Source organism: Paenibacillus assamensis DSM 18201 (genome assembly GCF_000422445.1).
Taxonomy (GTDB): domain Bacteria; phylum Bacillota; class Bacilli; order Paenibacillales; family Paenibacillaceae; genus Paenibacillus_B; species Paenibacillus_B assamensis.
In genome coordinates, this window is sequence record NZ_KE383837.1 from 200399 (window position 1) to 218433 (window position 18035).

Here is an 18035-nt window from a genome sequence, read left to right on the forward strand (position 1 = left end):
AACATTATTTCCTGCTTTACGCTGCAAAAACCGTCTCTCATCCAGAGACACGATAAATCTCAGCTTGTCTAGCATTCATTCAGTCAGAACTAAAAATAGGTATGTAAATAAATTTGACTATACGATAAAAAGCAACCCAGTTGCATGCCGCTCACGGCGGCGATATACAACCAGGCTGCTTGGGTTAGAGCTATTAACGACGCAAACCGAGTTTCTCGATCAATGCGCTGTAACGCTTAACATCTTTGTTTTTCAAGTAAGCCAACAACTTACGGCGTTGACCAACCATTTTCAACAAACCACGACGGGAATGATGATCTTTCTTGTGCGTACGCAAGTGATCAGTCAAATTAACGATGTTTTGCGTAAGGATAGCGATCTGAACTTCCGGGGAACCCGTGTCAGAAGCGTGAGTCTTGTGCTCTTCGATAAGCTGTTGCTTACGTTCTTGAGACAATGCCATCCTATTCACCTCCAATTTCATTATTCATAGTGTATTCCAACAGCCTCGTTACCGATGGTGAGATCAAGCAACCAAGCAATGGACAAGTGTTGTCCGTAGACAACGATATTAGTATAGCATCATTATAAGAGAAAGTAAACTCAACAATTTCAGGACACTAATCAGAGCACCTGCTTCATGCCAATTAGCCTCGCAGCACTGCACGTGCATCCTCAGCATCTCGTGTGATCTGCTCAATTAATTCCTGTATACCATTAAATTTCTTCTCTGAACGCAAATACGCAATCAGCGATACGGTCAACGTTTCATCATAAATATCCGCATCAAAGTCAAACAAATGAGCTTCAATAATCGGAGCTAGTATATGACTGTGGAAAGTAGGCTTCAAGCCTATGCTAAGCACGCCATCATACATTTCGCCACGCACTTGAACACGTACTGCATACACACCTAAACGCGGAATATAATACGGCTCTGCCGGATCTACGTTAGCGGTTGGAAATCCAATCGTGCGTCCCCGCTTTTCACCGTGCACCACCGTACCTGTAATCGAATATGGACGGCCAAGCAAGTGATTGGCTTGAACCATATCTCCATCATCTAGACATGCGCGAATACGGGTACTGCTCACCTTTTGTCCTTTATCATCAAACGGTTCAACGATATCGACAGAAAAACAATCTTTTCCTATTTCACGCAGCGATTCAGCTGTACCGACACCTTGGAAGCCAAAACGATAGTCAAATCCACATACGACATGCTGAGCCTTCAGCTTGCACAATGCTTCAACAAACTGTTGAGGCGAAATACGTGCGAACTCAAGATCGAAATTAACGACATACATAAAATCGACTCCAAGCTTCACTAACTGACGCTCTTTCTCGGCAAGCGGAGTTAAATATCGTTCATAGCCTTGTCTTCCAAATACGTATTTGGGATGAGGATGAAACGTCATAACTCCAAGTGGGATATTATGCTCTCGACTATATGCAAGGCCACGCTCTATTACATGAATATGCCCGGTATGAAGTCCATCGAAGTGCCCTAGCACAACAACTTGTGGCTGTGAATGCAGCTGCCAAGCCGAATCATTCAATATATGTTGTAAAGCTATCGTTTCCATATGTCATCGAGCTCCTACATCCAGTTCTAGGGGTTGTTCCTCTATTCACAAGTTCAGCGTCATCAGGACGCATACGAGCAATTAAGGGCTATGTTACACATCAGCCAACCGTACTCATTATACATCTGATGACTAGCAGACTACAACCCTATTAGGATGGAAGAAATGCTTTTACTGCCCGTAATGCAAACTGACCTTCTGGAACTTGAAATAATCCGTAGAACGTTCCTTGTTCATCATGCAATCGATACAACTGCTGCGTCAAAGGTGTAAACGAACATGCGCGGAAAGGAATTCCCTTGCCTTGCGTCGCATAAGACGCATACTCATTTTGGATTTGGATCGAAGGGATAAAGGAGACAGCCTTTTCAATAGAAATCAAATGCTCTTCTAATGAACCGTCACTCACAGCATGTTGAATTTGTTCAATCGTCAAGCTGTCTTTCTCTTCAAGTCCTGCAGATAATGTACGTACAAGCTTCCCCATCGTAGAAGGTACTTGCAACGAGCGCCCAATATCGACACACAACGTACGGATATACGTTCCTTTTGAACAAGTTACACGGAATCGAACAGTAGGTTCACTCGTTCCAACACCTAGACATTCAAGGATAGAAATATCATGTATCGTAGCTTTTCTCGACTTACGCTCAACGACCTTTCCTTCTCTAGCGAGCTCGTACAATCGCTTTCCATTCACCTTAACGGCAGAATACATAGGAGGCGTTTGCTCAATCTCACCTACAAAAGAAAGAATGGATTCACGGATTTGAGATTCTGTCAAATGAGAACAATCAGCAGTGTCCGTGATCTCACCTGTGCTATCTTCCGTATCCGTTGCTTTACCAAAACAAATGACCGCTTCATATTGCTTTGGCTGTTCTTGCAAATATTCTACAATACGCGTTGCTCTGCCTAAACAAAGCGGAAGAACTCCTGTTACTTGCGGATCAAGCGTACCTGTATGCCCAATACGCTTCTCCTTTAAGATCCCTCGTACTTTTGCAACTACATCGTGCGAAGTCCATCCTTCTGGCTTCCACACCGACAACACGCCGTTCCATTGTGTCATAACGTTTGTTTCACCTGCTCTACTACTGCTTGAATTGCTTCTTCCAACGGCAAATGCACAGTGCACCCCGCAGCCTTAACATGCCCGCCGCCATCGAATATTTGGGCAATCGCAGCTACATTTACCTCACCTGCTGAACGCATGCTCACTTTGACTCTTCCAGGCACGACTTCTTTAAACAGCAAGCCAACCTCTACTCCTTCAATATTTCGCGGATAGTTGACTAATCCTTCCAGGTCCTCGTTAGAAGCACCTGTTTGCTGCATATCTTCTGGAGTAATGTACAGCCAAGCAATTTGCTCATCGGCTGCATAGCTCAATCTGCTCAAACCACGTTGAATCAAATCCATCTGCGGCTTCGAAATCGCTTCTAGCAAACGTTCAGCAATCACGTTCCCTTTCACACCGAAAGCAAGCAGCTTAGATGCAATTTCCATCACATGTGGTGTCGTATTGCTATAGCGGAAGCCTCCTGTATCGGTCAAAAGCCCCGTATACAAAATGGTTGCGATTTCAGTTGACAATGGAACTGAGCCCCGTACGAACAAATCAAATAAAATTTCTGCTGTAGCTGCCGCGTCTTCTCGAATAAGCGCAACATCACCATAACGATCATTTGTAGGATGATGATCGATATTCAAAATGTTAGCACTCGGCGCTACCCAATTCGATATGCTACCTATCCTTGCATAGTCAGCACAATCTACACAAATGACCGCCTGAAATGGTTCTGTTTGATCCAGATGACCTTCCTCCGCTATTTGTATCTCATCTGCTCTAGTCAAGAACGTCAGCTTATTCGGCACTTCATTCGCGTTGACCATTGTATATGACTTATTCCATTGCGATAACAACCACCCAATTGCGACCGTAGAACTTATCGCATCTCCATCTGGATTTACATGTGCAACGACTAGAAATTGATCATGTTCCTGAATAAACGTTAGCGCACGATCAAGATCGTGCGCATAGGAAGACGGCAGAGCCCCATCTACCTGCGAATGGTTATTCGCAGAAGACAGAACTTTGCCGTTATTTTGTGATTGTTCCTGAGTGAAATCAGCTTCCTTATTGCTCATCAGGCTTATCTCCATCTTTAATCTCCGATAAGAGACGCTCGATGTTGCTGCCGTATGCAATCGAAGAATCAAGCTTGAATACAAGCTCAGGCGTATGGCGGAAACGAATTCGCTTGCCTAGTTCAGTACGAAGGAATCCATTAGCCTTCTCCAATGCTTTAAGTGAGTTGTCACGTGCCTCATCATCACCAAGTACACTCAAATATACTTTAGCTAACGAGAGGTCACTCGTAACTTCAACACCTGTCACTGTTAGAAATCCAATACGCGGATCTTTCAACTCCGTTTGGATAAGCATGCTCAATTCTTTCTTGATCTGCTCTCCCGCACGACCAGTACGAACTTTTGCCATCTTACTTCACCTCTTTTTCTCTGTGAGGGCTTAATTAATTTAATACCTACTTACGTTCAACTGCTTCCATTTGGAAGTTTTCGATAATGTCGCCTTCTTTGAGGTCATTGAACTTATCGAACATAATACCACATTCGTAACCTTGTGCGACTTCTTTCGCGTCGTCTTTGAAACGTTTCAAAGAGTCCAACTTGCCTTCGAAGACAACAATACCTTCACGAATGACGCGCACTTCTGCGTTACGAACCATCTTACCAGAAGTAACCATACAACCAGCAATTGTACCAACTTTACCAATCTTGAACATGTTGCGGACTTCAGCATGACCAAGTACAACTTCTTTGTACTCAGGATCCAACATACCTTTCATCGCTTGTTCAATTTCTTCAACGATCGTGTAGATAACGCGGTGCATACGCACGTCAACTTTTTCTTGATCAGCAGTCAATTGAGCTTGAGCGTCAGGACGGACGTTAAATCCGATGACAATTGCATTAGATGCTGTCGCCAAGATAATGTCAGATTCTGTAATCGCACCTGCGCCGGAGTGAATGATTTTAACGCGTACGCCTTCAACTTCAATCTTCTGCAAGGAACCACGAAGCGCCTCTACAGAGCCTTGAACGTCAGCTTTAATAATCACGTTAAGTTCTTTCATTTCACCGTCTTTGATATGCTTGAACAAGTCATCCAACGTAACACGCGTGTTTGCACCCAATTGGCTCTCACGAAGTGTAGTGGAACGCTTCTCTGCAATCGAACGAGCTTTACGCTCATCTTCGAATCCGATGAATACATCGCCAGCCTGTGGAACTTCCGTCAAACCTGTAATTTCTACAGGCGTGGAAGGACCTGCTTCTTTGAGTCGACGACCACGGTCATTAACCATGGCACGAACGCGTCCGAAGCATGTGCCTGCAACGAATGCATCACCGACTTTAAGTGTACCGCTTTGTACAAGAATACGTGCTACAGAACCGCGACCTTTGTCAAGCTCTGCTTCGATAACTGTACCGCGAGCCAATTTGTCTGGGTTAGCTTTGAAGTCATTTACTTCAGATACAAGAAGAATCATCTCAAGCAAATCTTCTAGGCCAGTACGTTGTTTAGCAGATACATTAACGAAGATAGTATCTCCACCGTACTCTTCGGCTACAAGCTCGTATGCCATTAATTCTGTTTTGACGCGATCTACGTCAGCAGCTGGCTTATCAATTTTGTTAACCGCTACGATAATTGGAACGCCAGCAGCCTTCGCGTGGCTAATTGCCTCTACTGTCTGAGGCATTACACCGTCATCAGCTGCAACAACGATAATCGTAATATCCGTAACTTGTGCACCACGTGCACGCATAAGCGTAAACGCTTCGTGACCTGGCGTATCAAGGAATGTAATTTTCTTATTGTTAATCTCTACTTGATAAGCACCGATATGCTGCGTAATACCGCCAGCCTCGCCGCCTGTTACATTTGTTTTGCGGATCGCATCAAGAAGCGTTGTTTTACCGTGGTCAACGTGACCCATGATTGTTACAACTGGTGGACGAGATTGAAGCTTCGCTTCCTCGTCTGCTTCTTCTTGCTCTTCAAACGGATCTTCCTGTACAGGAAGTTTCAATTCAACTTCAACTTTGAACTCTTCAGCGATAAGCTGGATTGTATCCAAATCAACCTCTTGGTTAATCGTCGCCATAACGCCCATAAGTAGTAGCTTCTTAATTACTTCAGAAGCATCCTTGTGAAGAAGTTTAGCTAGATCCCCAACCGTCATTGTGCCGCGCACAATAATTTTCTTAGGTGTGTTATCGATCTTCTCGCGAACTTCAACCTTTTTATCATTACGGCCTTTGCCTCTGCCTTTGCCTCTAGGACCGCGATTGCGATTATCATCAAAGCGATTAAATCCTTGAGTCTTCTTGCCAGCACCGCCACGACGATCATCTTGCTCGTTGAAACGATTGCCTTTGGGATTTTGGTTCATGCGAGCCGGTTGCGGCTTATCCACTGTTGCACGAGCTGGAGCAGGTGCTGCTGGACCACGGTTACCGCCTGGTGCACCACCCGGACGACGATCTTGTTGGCCACCACGGAATCCGCCTTGACCACCTTGACCTCCACCTTGCGGACGACCTTGACCACCGCTGTTATATCCACCTTGGCCTTGCGGGCGTCCTTGACCTTGCGGACGACCTTGACCACCACTGTTATATCCACCTTGGCCTTGCGGGCGTCCTTGACCTTGCGGACGGCCTTGACCACCACTGTTATATCCACCTTGGCCTTGCGGGCGTCCTTGACCTTGCGGACGGCCTTGACCACCGCTGTTATATCCACCTTGGCCTTGTGGACGGCCTTGACCTTGTGGACGGTCGCCACGAGGACGGTCGCCACCTTCACGATTGAACGGGCGTCCTCCTTGTTGACCATCACGCGCTGGACGTCCTTCATGAGAACGGGAACCTTCACTGCGCTGTCCGCCAGTGCGCTCGCGCTGTTGTTCGCCACCACGTGGCGCCTCAGAAGCCGCTCCAGCAGATTGGCTTACTTGTGCTTCACCTTGTGGCTTAGCCGGTGTTCCTTCGTTCTTAGCTTGTGCATTTGCCTTTACGTCTTTGAAATGTTGCTCTACTTTACCCACAGCATCAGTCTCCATTACACTCATATGATTGTTTACAGGATAATTAAGTCGTTTAAGAATCGTAATAATTTCTTTACTACTCATGTTGATTGATTTTGCATATTCGTAAACTCTTAACTTTTCCTTATTGTCCTTCCCTTGTTTCACCAATATACTCCACCTCCGACATAGTTATCAGCCCGTTATGCATCAAGCTCGCGAAGCCCTTGTCGGTTACCCCCAATATCACTCGGTCTAGTTTACCTATACTTTCTCCAAGCTCATCTCGGGTAAATCCAATAACAAGTGGAACATTGTAGGTACTGCATTTATCTTTGAACTTTTTCTTTGTGTTCTCAGATGCATCACCTGCAACGAATACTAATCGAGCCTGACTATTTCGTATTGCTTTAAACACAATGTCGTCTCCGGATACTAGCTTGCCAGCACGTTGCGCCAAGCCAAGTTGAGACAGGACTCTATTCTTCATTTTCATCTCGCTCCTTGTTAGCGAGAAAATCATCTTCGACGCGGATGAAATCCTGCGCCAATTGTTGATATATATCAGCGTGCACCGCTTGCTTAAGCGCACGGTCAAGAGCTTTTGACTTATGTGCCAGCTTGAAGCAAGCTAGCTTTCCACATAAGTAAGCACCCCGCCCTGACTTCTTGCCTGTCAAGTCGATTTGAACCTCATCTTGGGGAGTCTTGACAACGCGGATAAGCTCCTTTTTGGGCATCATTTGCTGACAAGCAACGCATTTGCGCAGCGGTACTTTTCTCGGTTTCATGACTGAACCCCCTTGCCCTTCAGCGTACAATGAGAACTTGTTTACAAGAATTACTCTTGTGTCTGCTGAGTTTCTGTAATCTCTTCATCGCTCTCATTTAGAGCTTCTTCTTGTTCAAACGACTCCGTTGGCTCGAAGCCTTGTTCAGCAGCCAAACGCTCTTGCTCATTCGCAAGATCTTCGGCTTCCAACTCAGCAGCAATAACTTCGCCAATTTGGGACTCGCTCTTAATGTCGATCTTCCAGCCTGTTAGCTTAGCTGCAAGACGAGCATTTTGACCCTTGATGCCGATTGCAAGCGACAATTGGTAATCAGGGACGATTACACGTGCCATCTTCTCAACTTCTCGTACATCAACTTCTACTACCTTAGAAGGGCTAAGCGAGTTCGCTACGTACTCCTCTACATCCTCAGACCAGCGAACGATATCGATTTTTTCACCGCGAAGTTCGTTCACGATCGTTTGTACGCGTGTACCTTTAGGTCCAACACAGGAGCCTACAGGGTCTACTTCTGGATTACGGGAATAAACCGCAATCTTAGAACGTTGACCCGCTTCGCGCGCAACAGACTTAATCTCTACCACACCTTCGAAGATTTCAGGAACTTCTAACTCAAACAGACGCTTGAGCAATCCTGGATGCGTACGGGACAAAATAATTTGAGGACCTTTTGTAGTGTTCTCTACTTTCGTAATGTATGCTTTAACACGATCACCGTGTTTGAACTTCTCGTTCGGCATCATTTCGTTCAGAGGAAGAACAGCTTCCACCTTGCCCAAATCAATAAATACGTTGCGCGTATCTTGACGCTGCACGATACCTGTTACGATATCTTCAGCACGATCAACGAACGCATGATAAATGAGTCCGCGTTCTGCTTCACGAATACGCTGTGTTACAACTTGCTTAGCCGTCTGTGCTGCAATACGACCGAACTCGCGTGGGGTCACTTCAATCTCACAGACGTCATCAATCTGGTAGTTCGGATTCACTTCACGGGATGCATGCAGCGAAATTTCGTGTCGAGGGTCCATAACCTCATCTACGACCGTCTTACGGGCATATACTTTGATTACACCCGTTGTACGATTAATATCCACACGAACATTTTGTGCTGCATTAAAATTGCGCTTGTAGCTGGAGATCAAAGCAGCTTCAATCGCATCAATCAATATTTCTTTGGCAATTCCTTTTTCGTGCTCAATCTCTGCCAACGCTTCAATAAAATCAATACTCATGCGGTAAGCTCCCCCTTTCAGCCGCGAAACGGCTTCATCATGTACTCATGTACGTAAAGAAAATTACATATTAATCTTAGAACACAATAGCCAAACGAGCGCTGGCTACTTTGGATGTAGACAATTCATATTCTTTCTTGCCAACTCGTACGACGACTGTTTCTCCATCATAGGATACAAGCGTACCTTCAAACTCTTTAAGGCCTTGAACAGGCTCATATGTAGTCACGAAGACATGCTTGCCAATCGACTTCTCATAGTCCTTCGGCTTCTTCAACGGACGTTCTGCGCCAGGAGAAGATACTTCTAGGAAGTAAGCATCTGTAATTGGGTCATTATCATCCAATTGCAGACTCAAATATTCACTAATGCGACCGCAGTCCTCAATATCGATCCCGCCATCCTTGTCCACAAACACTCGCAGGAACCAACTGCTTCCTTCTTTGACATATTCAATGTCAACTAACTCGAACTGATGCTCATCCAAATAAGGTTGCAACATGTTTTCTACTACCGATTTGATGTTCGGTGTGCTCAAGCTTTGTACCTCCGTTACACTAGGTATGTCTTTTTCAAATATATGGTTAACTCCGTTTCATTCACATCACAATACCTATCCAATTGTTAACACAAATTGGCATATCATCAAAAAAAGACCGGATGTAAATATGAAAGAGTGGGTTTCCCCACTCTTCTCAACGGCTGTATCCACATGATTACCAAAAGAATTATAGCATAAACAATCACGAAAAAGCAATGTGTCAGAACAGCGACAGCTGGTTCGTCTCAGGCAATCCGCGGAAGCAGCCCATCTGTGTTAACAGCTCAATAATCGTTTTTGACGCTTTCGACCGCTGTTGAAAATCTTCGATGGACAAGAACTCATCACCTTCACGCGCAGCCGCAATGTTGCGTGCCGCGTTCTCACCGATACCCTGCATCGCAGAGAATGGTGGAATTAGCGAATCCCCATCCACTAAGAACATCGTTGCATCTGATCGATAAAGATCAAGGGACTTAAAGCTCAAACCACGAGCCGTCATCTCCAAAGCCATTTCCAAAACAGGAAGCATGTTCTTCTCTTTCGGAAGTGCTTGGAAGCCTTTCGCTTCGATTTCATCAATTTTACGGTTGATGGCCTCATAGCCTTGGCAAAGCAGCTCAATATCAAAGTCTTCCGCACGAACCGTGAAATACGTGGCGTAGAACTCGATCGGATGATACAGCTTGTAGTAGGCACAGCGCACTGCTGAAATAACATAGGCAGCCGCGTGGGCTTTCGGGAACATGTACTGGATTTTTAAACAAGAATCAATATACCACTGTGGTACATTGCAGCGCTTCATCTCGTTAATCCAATCTTCCGAAAGTCCCTTACCTTTACGTACATTCTCCGTAATCTTAAAGGCTAGACTTGCATCCATGCCCGCTTTGTAGATAAGGAACAGCATAATCTCATCACGACAACCGATCACGGTCTTGATCGTACATATACCGCTTTTAATAAGTTCCTGAGCATTTCCTAGCCATACCCCTGTACCATGGGATAAACCTGATATTTGCAGCAAATCGGCAAAAGAACTCGGTTGACATTCGACAAGCATTTGGCGAACGAATCGCGTTCCCATCTCAGGTATACCATATGTCGCAACCGGTGTACGTATTTGATCAGGCTCAACACCAAGCGCTTTCGTTGAGTTGAACAGGCTCATTACTTTCGGGTCATTCATCGGGATTTTGGTCGGATCAAATCCAGTCAAATCTTGCAGCATCCGCATCATGGTCGGATCATCGTGACCAAGAATATCAAGTTTCAGCAAGTTGGCATCGAAAGCGTGATAATCGAAATGCGTAGTCTTCCATTCCGCATTTTGATCATCTGCAGGAAATTGAACAGGTGTAATATCTTCAACTTCCATATAGTCTGGCACAACAACGATACCGCCCGGATGCTGACCTGTACTACGTTTTACACCCGTACAACCCGATGCAAGCCGAGCTACTTCTGCACCGCGCCATTTTTTATGGTAATCCTCTTCGTATTTTTTCGCGAAACCAAATGCCGTTTTCTCTGCGACCGTACCGATCGTACCTGCTCGGAATACACTTTTCTCACCAAACAGCTCTTTCGTGTAATTATGAGCAATTGGTTGGTATTCACCAGAGAAGTTCAAATCGATATCGGGAACTTTATCTCCCTTAAATCCAAGGAACGTTTCGAACGGAATATCCTGTCCTTCACCTTTCATACGACTGCTGCAGTTCGGACATTCCTTATCAGGCAAATCAAAGCCACTTGGCACGCTGCCATCTGTAATCCATTCGCTATGCTTGCATTCGGCATTAGGGCATACATAATGTGGTGGCAGTGGGTTAACTTCAGAGATACCCAGGAATGTCGCAACGACTGATGAACCTACGGAACCACGGGAACCAACCAAGTAACCATCTGCATTTGATTTTTTTACAAGTCGCTCCGAGATCAAATAGTTCGCGGAGAAACCAAATTTAATAATCGGTTCAAGTTCCTTCTCAAGTCGTGCTACGACAATTTCCGGTACAGGCTCACCATATATACTTTTTGCTGTCTCATAGCAAGTATTGCGCATTTCTTCATCTGCACCATCAATAATTGGCGTAAACAACTCATCAGGGAACAGCTTCAATGCTTCAAATCGATCTGCCAATTCATTCGGATTCGTTATTACAACTCGCTTTGCCACATCAGCACCGAGGAACTCAAATTCCTTCAGCATTTCTGTCGTCGTACGGAAGTGTGCGTCCGGTTTCTTTTGGTCTTTGAGCGGACTAAAGCCAGTAATACCATGGATCGTAATATCACGGAACATTTTGTCCCGTGGATTCAAATAATGAACGTTACCAGTCGCTATAACTGGCTTACCGAACTTATCTCCAATATCACATACTTTACGTATCGCCTGCTCAATATCAGAAGGCGCACCTACAAGCCCCTTATCTACAAGATGCATGTACATTGTGAGTGGTTGAATTTCCAGCACATCGTAAAATTGCGCAATTTCTTCAGCTTCTTCTCGGGACTTGTTCAGCACAGCCTCAAAGAACTCGCCTTTCTCGCAGCCAGAAATTATAAGCAGCCCTTCACGATGTTCAATAAGTTTACGCTTTGGAATACATGCTACACGATGGAAGTACTCCGTATGTGATGACGAAACAAGCTTGTACAAATTTTTTCTACCCACGTCGTTCAATGCATAAATGCTGCAATGGAATGGACGTGTATTTTTTAAATTTTGACCAACATAATCATTCAGACGATCCAACATCTCAATTCCGCGAATCGAATGCGCATCATGCAGTAATCCGACTAATACACCTGACAATGCAATCGTATCATCGATCGCACGATGATGATTTTCAAGCGATACTTTATACTTGTCTGCCAACGTATTGAGACGATGATTTTTGAGTGTTGGGTGAATCAATCTTGCTAACTCAAGTGTATCCAATACAGGATTAGACAGTTCAGCCATCCCTAGCTGTTTCAAATTATGCTGTACAAAGCCCATATCAAATCGAGCATTATGAGCGACAAGGATGTCGTCCTCCACAAACGCCACGAATTGCTTCAGGACTTCATCCACTTCAGGAGCGTCCTGCACCATATCATCCGTAATATTCGTCAATTGCTGGATGTTGTATGGAATACGTTCATGCGGATTAACGAAGGAAGCATAGCGATCGATTTCTTTACCGTCCTGCATTTTTACTGCCGCGATCTCGATTATTTTGTTATTCGATACCGAAAGACCCGTTGTCTCAATATCAAACACTACATAGGTTGCATCTTTTAAGCTGCGAGGCTCTGCATTCATTACGACTTCCGTGTTATCATTGACCACATTTGCTTCCAAACCGTAGATCACTTTGACACCATGCTTTTTCGCAGCCTTAGCGGCTTCAGGATAACATTGAACATTGCCATGATCCGTTACAGCAATTGCTTTGTGTCCCCACTTAGCAGCTTGCTTCACATAGCTATCTATCGAAGTAACAGCATCCATCGTACTCATCGTTGTGTGCAAATGGAATTCTACCCGCTTCTCCTCTGCGTTATCTTGACGTTCTGGAGGAGCAGTTACTTCTTGCAAATCAGACGCCAGCATAACAAGCTCTGGTGTCATCATAAAACGGTCATACTCGACGCGACCACGAACTTTAACCCATTTTCCGTTAGATAAAAGACTGAGCTTAAGTACATCTTCTTTTGACTTAGCAAACATCTTGATGAGCATGGAATCTGAAAAGTCAGTTACATTGTAGGTAAATAACGTATTACCATTCCGCAGTTCCTTCGTTTCCAAACCGAATACCATACCTTGAAGGGTGACACGCTTCTCTTCATCTTGTACGTCCATGATGGGCATTGGTTGATCTTTCACTTCATAGCCGAATTGCAGACGATCAGGCACAACCCCTGGTTCAGCTGCTTGATCGACAGACTCCAATGCAGCTTCTTCCATCATACGCTGAACAGCTTTCCGTTCTTCTTCAACCAGCTTCGCTTGGAATTCTTGGACCACTTCTTTATCCTGCTGTCCAATCTGAAGCTGTACACGCAATTGGCGTGAGAAATACGTATCGTAGAAGCGCTTGACGTATTCATCAATTTGCTTCTTCTTAGCCAATTCCAATGAAGTTTCTTCGGCTAATAATATCCGAAGAAGATCAGACTCAACTTCGATATGCGCCCTGTGCAGCCATCCGTTCACAGAAGCAACCTCACGCTTCACCCACTCCATGAATAGCTGCCAATAGGATTCAACCACTTCTTGATAAGAAACCACTTCTTCATAGTGAAAAATGATTCTTATCTTCGCGATATGAGACATTTTATCTTGGATTTTCAAACAAAATGTTCGGTACGCTTCTGGTGGTACGACCGTTGACTTTTCGATGTGGATCGTCCATTCCCGATTCGAACGGCTAGTTTCTACACGATCTATATGTCCATCTTGAAAAAAGGTTTGGATAAGTTCGGGCGGCAGTTCGGCTTGCTTCATTAGCAGCTCAAAACGTTGTCTACGATCCGTCATGAAGTCCACCTCCTGTCTAATCTATAGAACAGAAATGGCTTTCGCTAGGAGTCATCATTCGGATTGCCGAGGGATGCTCCCGCATCGAAAGCCATTTCATCTTTATCAACTATTAGTATTGTAATTAATATGCGCGTGCAAATACAACGGTATGTTTAGCCTTCTCTCCACAAACTAGACAGGAAGACTTATGCTCATCTACTGTAAATGGAATGTTACGGCTAGTAGCACCTGTTTCTTCCTTGACTTGATTCTCACAAGCGTCAGAACCACACCATCCAGCCAATGTGAAGCCACGTTTCTCTTCCATGGAAGCTTTCATTTCATCAATTGTATTCACAGAATAGAAGTTCTCTTGACGGAACTCTAGTGCACGATTGAACATTTCACCATGAACGTCATTCAACATCTTCTGCACTTCTTCCGTCAGCTTCGATTGCTCAACGATTCGCTTCTCACCTGTAACACGGGAAACGAGTACACATACACCATTTTCCATATCACGAGGGCCAATTTCAAGACGAACCGGAACACCACGCATTTCGTATTCATTGAACTTCCAACCAGGTGACACGTCGGAACGATCGTCCATACGAACACGAACCCCTGCTGACTTCAACTCAGCAAACAACTCATCTGCACGACTTACTACTTGATCACGCAACTTCGCTGGACCGATTGGAATAATAACCACTTGTGTTGGTGCAACCTTAGGAGGCAATACCAATCCACGATCATCACCATGCACCATAATCATAGAGCCAATAAGTCGTGTACTTACGCCCCAAGATGTAGTGTGCACGTATTCCATCGTATTTTCACGGCCAAGGTATTGAATATCAAATGCGACAGCAAAGTTTGTTCCCAAGTAATGAGAAGTACCTGCTTGTACAGCACGTCCGTCCTTCATCATCGCTTCAATCGAATACGTATCTACTGCACCCGCGAATTTCTCAGAAGGTGTTTTCTGACCAACGATTACGGGAATCGCCAAGTAGTCTTCAACAAATTCTTTATAAATTTGAAGCATTTGCATCGTCTCATGACGCGCTTCTTCTTCCGTTTCATGTGCCGTATGGCCTTCTTGCCACAAAAATTCACTTGTACGAAGGAACGGCAATGTGCGCTTCTCCCAACGAACAACATTCGCCCATTGGTTAATAAGTACTGGTAGATCACGATAAGATTGAATCCACTTGGAGTACATATGACCAATCATCGTTTCAGATGTAGGACGAATGGCAAGACGCTCTTCAAGCTTCTCTCCGCCTGCTTCCGTAACCCATGGCAGCTCTGGATTAAACCCTTCTACGTGCTCCTTCTCTTTTTGGAAGAAGCTCTCAGGAATGAACATCGGGAAGTAAGCGTTGCGGTGACCTGTCTCCTTAAAACGACGATCCAATTCCTCACGAATATGTTCCCAAATCTCGAATCCATCTGGACGAAATACGATACAACCGCGAACTGGGGAGTAGTCCATCAGCTCTGCTTTTTTAATAACATCAATATACCAGCGAGAGAAATCTTCTTGCTGTGGTGTAATTTCCGATACGAACTGCTTCTCCTTAGACATAACGGATAAGTTCCTCCTGAATCTGTGCATTAGCGAGGTACATCATGTACTATGATCGGAAAATAAATAATGATTTAGTAAACCGATGTAGTCCCGCCAATGACGTCACAAATATTAGCTTTTAAATAGTCGTAATATATCATTATAAGTAACAACCAGTATAAGCATCATAAGCATCGCAAAGCCGACAAAGTGAACCATACTTTCACGGTTCGGATCAATTGGCTTGCCTCTCAATGCCTCAACTCCAATAAACACGAGACGACTTCCGTCCAATGCAGGAATTGGAAGAAGATTGAATATACCCAAGTACAAACTTAGTATGGCTGTCCATAATGTAAGTTGTTCAATTCCTTGTTTGGCAACTTGACCTGTTATTTCGAATGTTCTTACAGGTCCACCTAAGTCATCGAGCTTGAATTGCCCGAATATTAACTGTTTGAAACCATCGAATATTAACTTCGTCATATTAACCATGGAAGTCCCAGCATGCTGGAACGTCTCTGTAAACGAAGGCGAACGAGTTGGAAGAATAGGTGAAATACCGACTTTTCCACCCTCATGCCCCTCTAATTTTACAGGAGTCAATGTCACTTCAAAACGCTCAGTTCCTCGTAATACGCTCCACGTCATCGGCTTACCTTCTGATTCAGCTGTCATTTTCACAAGCTTCTCAGCATTTCCACCAATTGCGACGCCATTAATCTTCTCAATGATATCGCCTTCTTGGATATTTGCTTTAGCAGCAGGCATATCTTCTTTGATATTACCTACTTTGACGTAAGTCGGATTTTCCAATGGGATGCCTACCATCAAAATATGGGCAGCAAACAAGAAAAACGCAAGAATGAAGTTCATTAATGGTCCGCCAAAAATGGCTAACGCACGCTGACCTACGGTCTTGCCGCCAAACTGGCGATTGCGGGGAGCAATTTGAGTGTCCTGATTACGTGCTACGATAAGTGCTTGCGGATGTACCTGATACGTATGCTGTTCGCCATCAACCGCTAGCGTAAGATTTAGGTTATGCTCTAAATCAATGCTAACAATCTCACCTCGAATAACATTTTTCCTCATATCGAGTTGATCAGCATACAGCTTCTTTACCTGTCCATCACTGATGCGAATCGCAATCGTTTGTCCTGGCTGAATTTCTACAACTTCGGGATCTTCGCCAGCCATTCGGACATAACCTCCAATTGGAAGCAGTCTTAGCGTATAGCGAGTTTCACCCTTCTTGTATGCAAAAATTTTGGGTCCAAAACCAATTGCAAACTCCCGCACAAGAATACCAGCACGCTTCGCAAATATGAAATGACCCCACTCATGTATCGTTACGATGATGAAAAAAACGAGTACTGAAGACAGTACTATCTGCACCATTTGCAAGCGTAACATCCTCCTTTAGCGTTGCGGGACGCGTATAACCTATACATTATCATTATTCTCCATCATCGCACAAGAGAATCCATTGTCCTAGAATGGTATGCAAGTTATTCGACTGGAGGCAAGCTAGCCGCAATAGCTCTTGCTCTTCCATCAGCATCTTCAATTTCAGCTAAGGAAGGCTCGGCATGGACTTGATGATTGGACAGTACTTTCTCTACAATGCGTTCAATATCCAGAAAACCAATCTCCCCTTTGAGGAAGCGACTTACCGCAACCTCATTAGCAGCATTAAACACGGTCGTTGCCGTACCGCCTGCTTGTCCACTCTCATACGCATAACGAACCATCGGATAACGCCCCATGTCCATTTCACGGAAATGAAGCTTTCCAATCTCAGCCAAGCTTAGTGACGGACCCTTCAGCTCAAGCCGTTCGGGATATGTCAATGCATATTGGATAGGTACGCGCATGTCAGGCAGCCCAAGCTGCGCAATAACGGAACCGTCGACATATTCAACGAAAGAATGAATAATGCTTTCTGGATGAATGAGTACTTGAATTTGCTCATAAGGAATGTCGAATAACCAGTGTGCCTCAATGACTTCTAGACCTTTATTCGCCATTGTAGCAGAATCTATTGTAATTTTAGCACCCATAGACCAGTTAGGATGGTTCAATGCTTGCTCTACGGTTACATCTTTAAGTTCTTCTCTTCCTTTATCTCGGAAGCTACCTCCCGATGCTGTCAACGTAATCGAGCGCAAATGACGCATGGATTCTCCGTTTAGGCATTGGAATATAGCTGAATGTTCACTGTCAATCGGTAACAAAGCTACATTATGCTTGCGAGCCGCCGCTGTGACAAGATGTCCAGCTGTGACAAGTGTTTCCTTGTTAGCCAAACCGATCTGTTTGCCTTGTTCAATAGCAGCTAACGTAGACTTCAATCCGATGCTTCCTACCACTGCGGTAACAACCGTGTCCGCTTCAGCAACAGAAGCTACCTCGATTAGACCTTCATCACCATATGTCAGTGCCGTTCCTTCTGGCAGATGAATCCGAATCGCATCAGCAGTTGCCTTGTCCTGTACCGATACTAGCTTTGGACGAAATTGCTTCACTTGCTGCAATAGCAAATCAATGTTCCGCCCAGCAGCCATTGCTTCGATTTGAAATTGCTCAGGGTGCTGCGCTACCACATCTAACGTTTGAGTTCCAACCGAACCTGTGGAACCTAGTAGAGCGATCCGTTTCATGAAA

General features: G+C 44.7%; 14 protein-coding genes. All 14 read right to left on the reverse strand.

The genetic code is table 11. The features are described from left to right. Nucleotides 1-193: 193 nt before the first annotated feature. Nucleotides 194-463 (reverse strand): 30S ribosomal protein S15, encoded by a 270-nt coding sequence (gene rpsO, locus H580_RS0115185; protein WP_028595531.1) that lies wholly within the window; start codon nt 461-463, stop codon nt 194-196. Between the two features lie 184 nt (nt 464-647). Beyond that, nucleotides 648-1586, reverse strand: coding sequence for a bifunctional riboflavin kinase/FAD synthetase (locus H580_RS0115190; RefSeq protein WP_028595532.1), 939 nt, complete (start codon nt 1584-1586; stop codon nt 648-650). Between the two features lie 151 nt (nt 1587-1737). Beyond that, entirely contained in the window at nt 1738-2658 is a 921-nt protein-coding gene (truB, locus tag H580_RS0115195) for a tRNA pseudouridine(55) synthase TruB (protein WP_028595533.1), read from the reverse strand. Beyond that, nucleotides 2655-3737: a DHH family phosphoesterase gene (locus H580_RS0115200; RefSeq protein ID WP_084509272.1), complete on the reverse strand. Its 1083-nt coding sequence runs from the start codon at nt 3735-3737 to the stop codon at nt 2655-2657. The genes truB and H580_RS0115200 overlap by 4 nt, the downstream gene beginning before the upstream one ends. Further along, nucleotides 3727-4089: a 30S ribosome-binding factor RbfA gene (gene rbfA, locus H580_RS0115205; protein ID WP_028595535.1), complete on the reverse strand. Its 363-nt coding sequence runs from the start codon at nt 4087-4089 to the stop codon at nt 3727-3729. The genes H580_RS0115200 and rbfA overlap by 11 nt, the downstream gene beginning before the upstream one ends. Before the next feature lie 46 nt (nt 4090-4135). Further along, complete coding sequence (gene infB, locus H580_RS0115210; protein WP_028595536.1) at nt 4136-6877, reverse strand: translation initiation factor IF-2; 2742 nt, start codon at nt 6875-6877, stop codon at nt 4136-4138. Next, complete coding sequence (locus tag H580_RS0115215; RefSeq protein ID WP_028595537.1) at nt 6852-7196, reverse strand: L7Ae/L30e/S12e/Gadd45 family ribosomal protein; 345 nt, start codon at nt 7194-7196, stop codon at nt 6852-6854. Before H580_RS0115215 ends, infB begins: the two co-directional genes overlap by 26 nt. Then, the gene (rnpM, locus tag H580_RS0115220) at nt 7186-7497 is read right to left on the reverse strand and encodes an RNase P modulator RnpM (RefSeq protein ID WP_028595538.1); all 312 of its coding nucleotides are present in this window, start codon (nt 7495-7497) and stop codon (nt 7186-7188) included. Before rnpM ends, H580_RS0115215 begins: the two co-directional genes overlap by 11 nt. A gap of 50 nt (nt 7498-7547) precedes the next feature. Next, nucleotides 7548-8738, reverse strand: a complete 1191-nt coding sequence (gene nusA / locus H580_RS24440) for a transcription termination factor NusA (RefSeq protein ID WP_084509274.1) — start codon at nt 8736-8738, stop codon at nt 7548-7550. A gap of 76 nt (nt 8739-8814) precedes the next feature. Then, a complete protein-coding gene (rimP, locus tag H580_RS0115230) occupies nt 8815-9276 on the reverse strand; it encodes a ribosome maturation factor RimP (RefSeq protein ID WP_028595539.1) in 462 nt (153 codons plus the stop codon). A 223-nt stretch (nt 9277-9499) separates the two neighbouring features. Further along, entirely contained in the window at nt 9500-13813 is a 4314-nt protein-coding gene (locus H580_RS0115235) for a PolC-type DNA polymerase III (protein WP_028595540.1), read from the reverse strand. A gap of 124 nt (nt 13814-13937) precedes the next feature. After that, nucleotides 13938-15386 carry a proline--tRNA ligase gene (gene proS / locus H580_RS0115240; protein ID WP_028595541.1) on the reverse strand — a complete coding sequence of 483 codons (1449 nt, stop codon included), beginning with the start codon at nt 15384-15386 and terminating at the stop codon, nt 13938-13940. Between the two features lie 114 nt (nt 15387-15500). Then, nucleotides 15501-16775 carry an RIP metalloprotease RseP gene (gene rseP, locus H580_RS0115245; RefSeq protein WP_028595542.1) on the reverse strand — a complete coding sequence of 425 codons (1275 nt, stop codon included), beginning with the start codon at nt 16773-16775 and terminating at the stop codon, nt 15501-15503. 104 nt (nt 16776-16879) lie between these two features. Then, the gene (locus H580_RS0115250; protein WP_028595543.1) at nt 16880-18031 is read right to left on the reverse strand and encodes a 1-deoxy-D-xylulose-5-phosphate reductoisomerase; all 1152 of its coding nucleotides are present in this window, start codon (nt 18029-18031) and stop codon (nt 16880-16882) included. Nucleotides 18032-18035: the final 4 nt, after the last annotated feature.

Coding starts and splice junctions, on each gene's coding strand:
- rpsO (WP_028595531.1), bottom strand. CDS start 463: ATGGCATTGTCTCAAGAACGTAAGCAACAGCTTATCGAAGAGCACAAG.
- H580_RS0115190 (WP_028595532.1), bottom strand. CDS start 1,586: ATGGAAACGATAGCTTTACAACATATATTGAATGATTCGGCTTGGCAG.
- truB (WP_028595533.1), bottom strand. CDS start 2,658: ATGACACAATGGAACGGCGTGTTGTCGGTGTGGAAGCCAGAAGGATGG.
- H580_RS0115200 (WP_084509272.1), bottom strand. CDS start 3,737: ATGAGCAATAAGGAAGCTGATTTCACTCAGGAACAATCACAAAATAAC.
- rbfA (WP_028595535.1), bottom strand. CDS start 4,089: ATGGCAAAAGTTCGTACTGGTCGTGCGGGAGAGCAGATCAAGAAAGAA.
- H580_RS0115215 (WP_028595537.1), bottom strand. CDS start 7,196: ATGAAGAATAGAGTCCTGTCTCAACTTGGCTTGGCGCAACGTGCTGGC.
- rnpM (WP_028595538.1), bottom strand. CDS start 7,497: ATGAAACCGAGAAAAGTACCGCTGCGCAAATGCGTTGCTTGTCAGCAA.
- nusA (WP_084509274.1), bottom strand. CDS start 8,738: ATGAGTATTGATTTTATTGAAGCGTTGGCAGAGATTGAGCACGAAAAA.
- H580_RS0115235 (WP_028595540.1), bottom strand. CDS start 13,813: ATGACGGATCGTAGACAACGTTTTGAGCTGCTAATGAAGCAAGCCGAA.
- proS (WP_028595541.1), bottom strand. CDS start 15,386: ATGTCTAAGGAGAAGCAGTTCGTATCGGAAATTACACCACAGCAAGAA.
- H580_RS0115250 (WP_028595543.1), bottom strand. CDS start 18,031: ATGAAACGGATCGCTCTACTAGGTTCCACAGGTTCGGTTGGAACTCAA.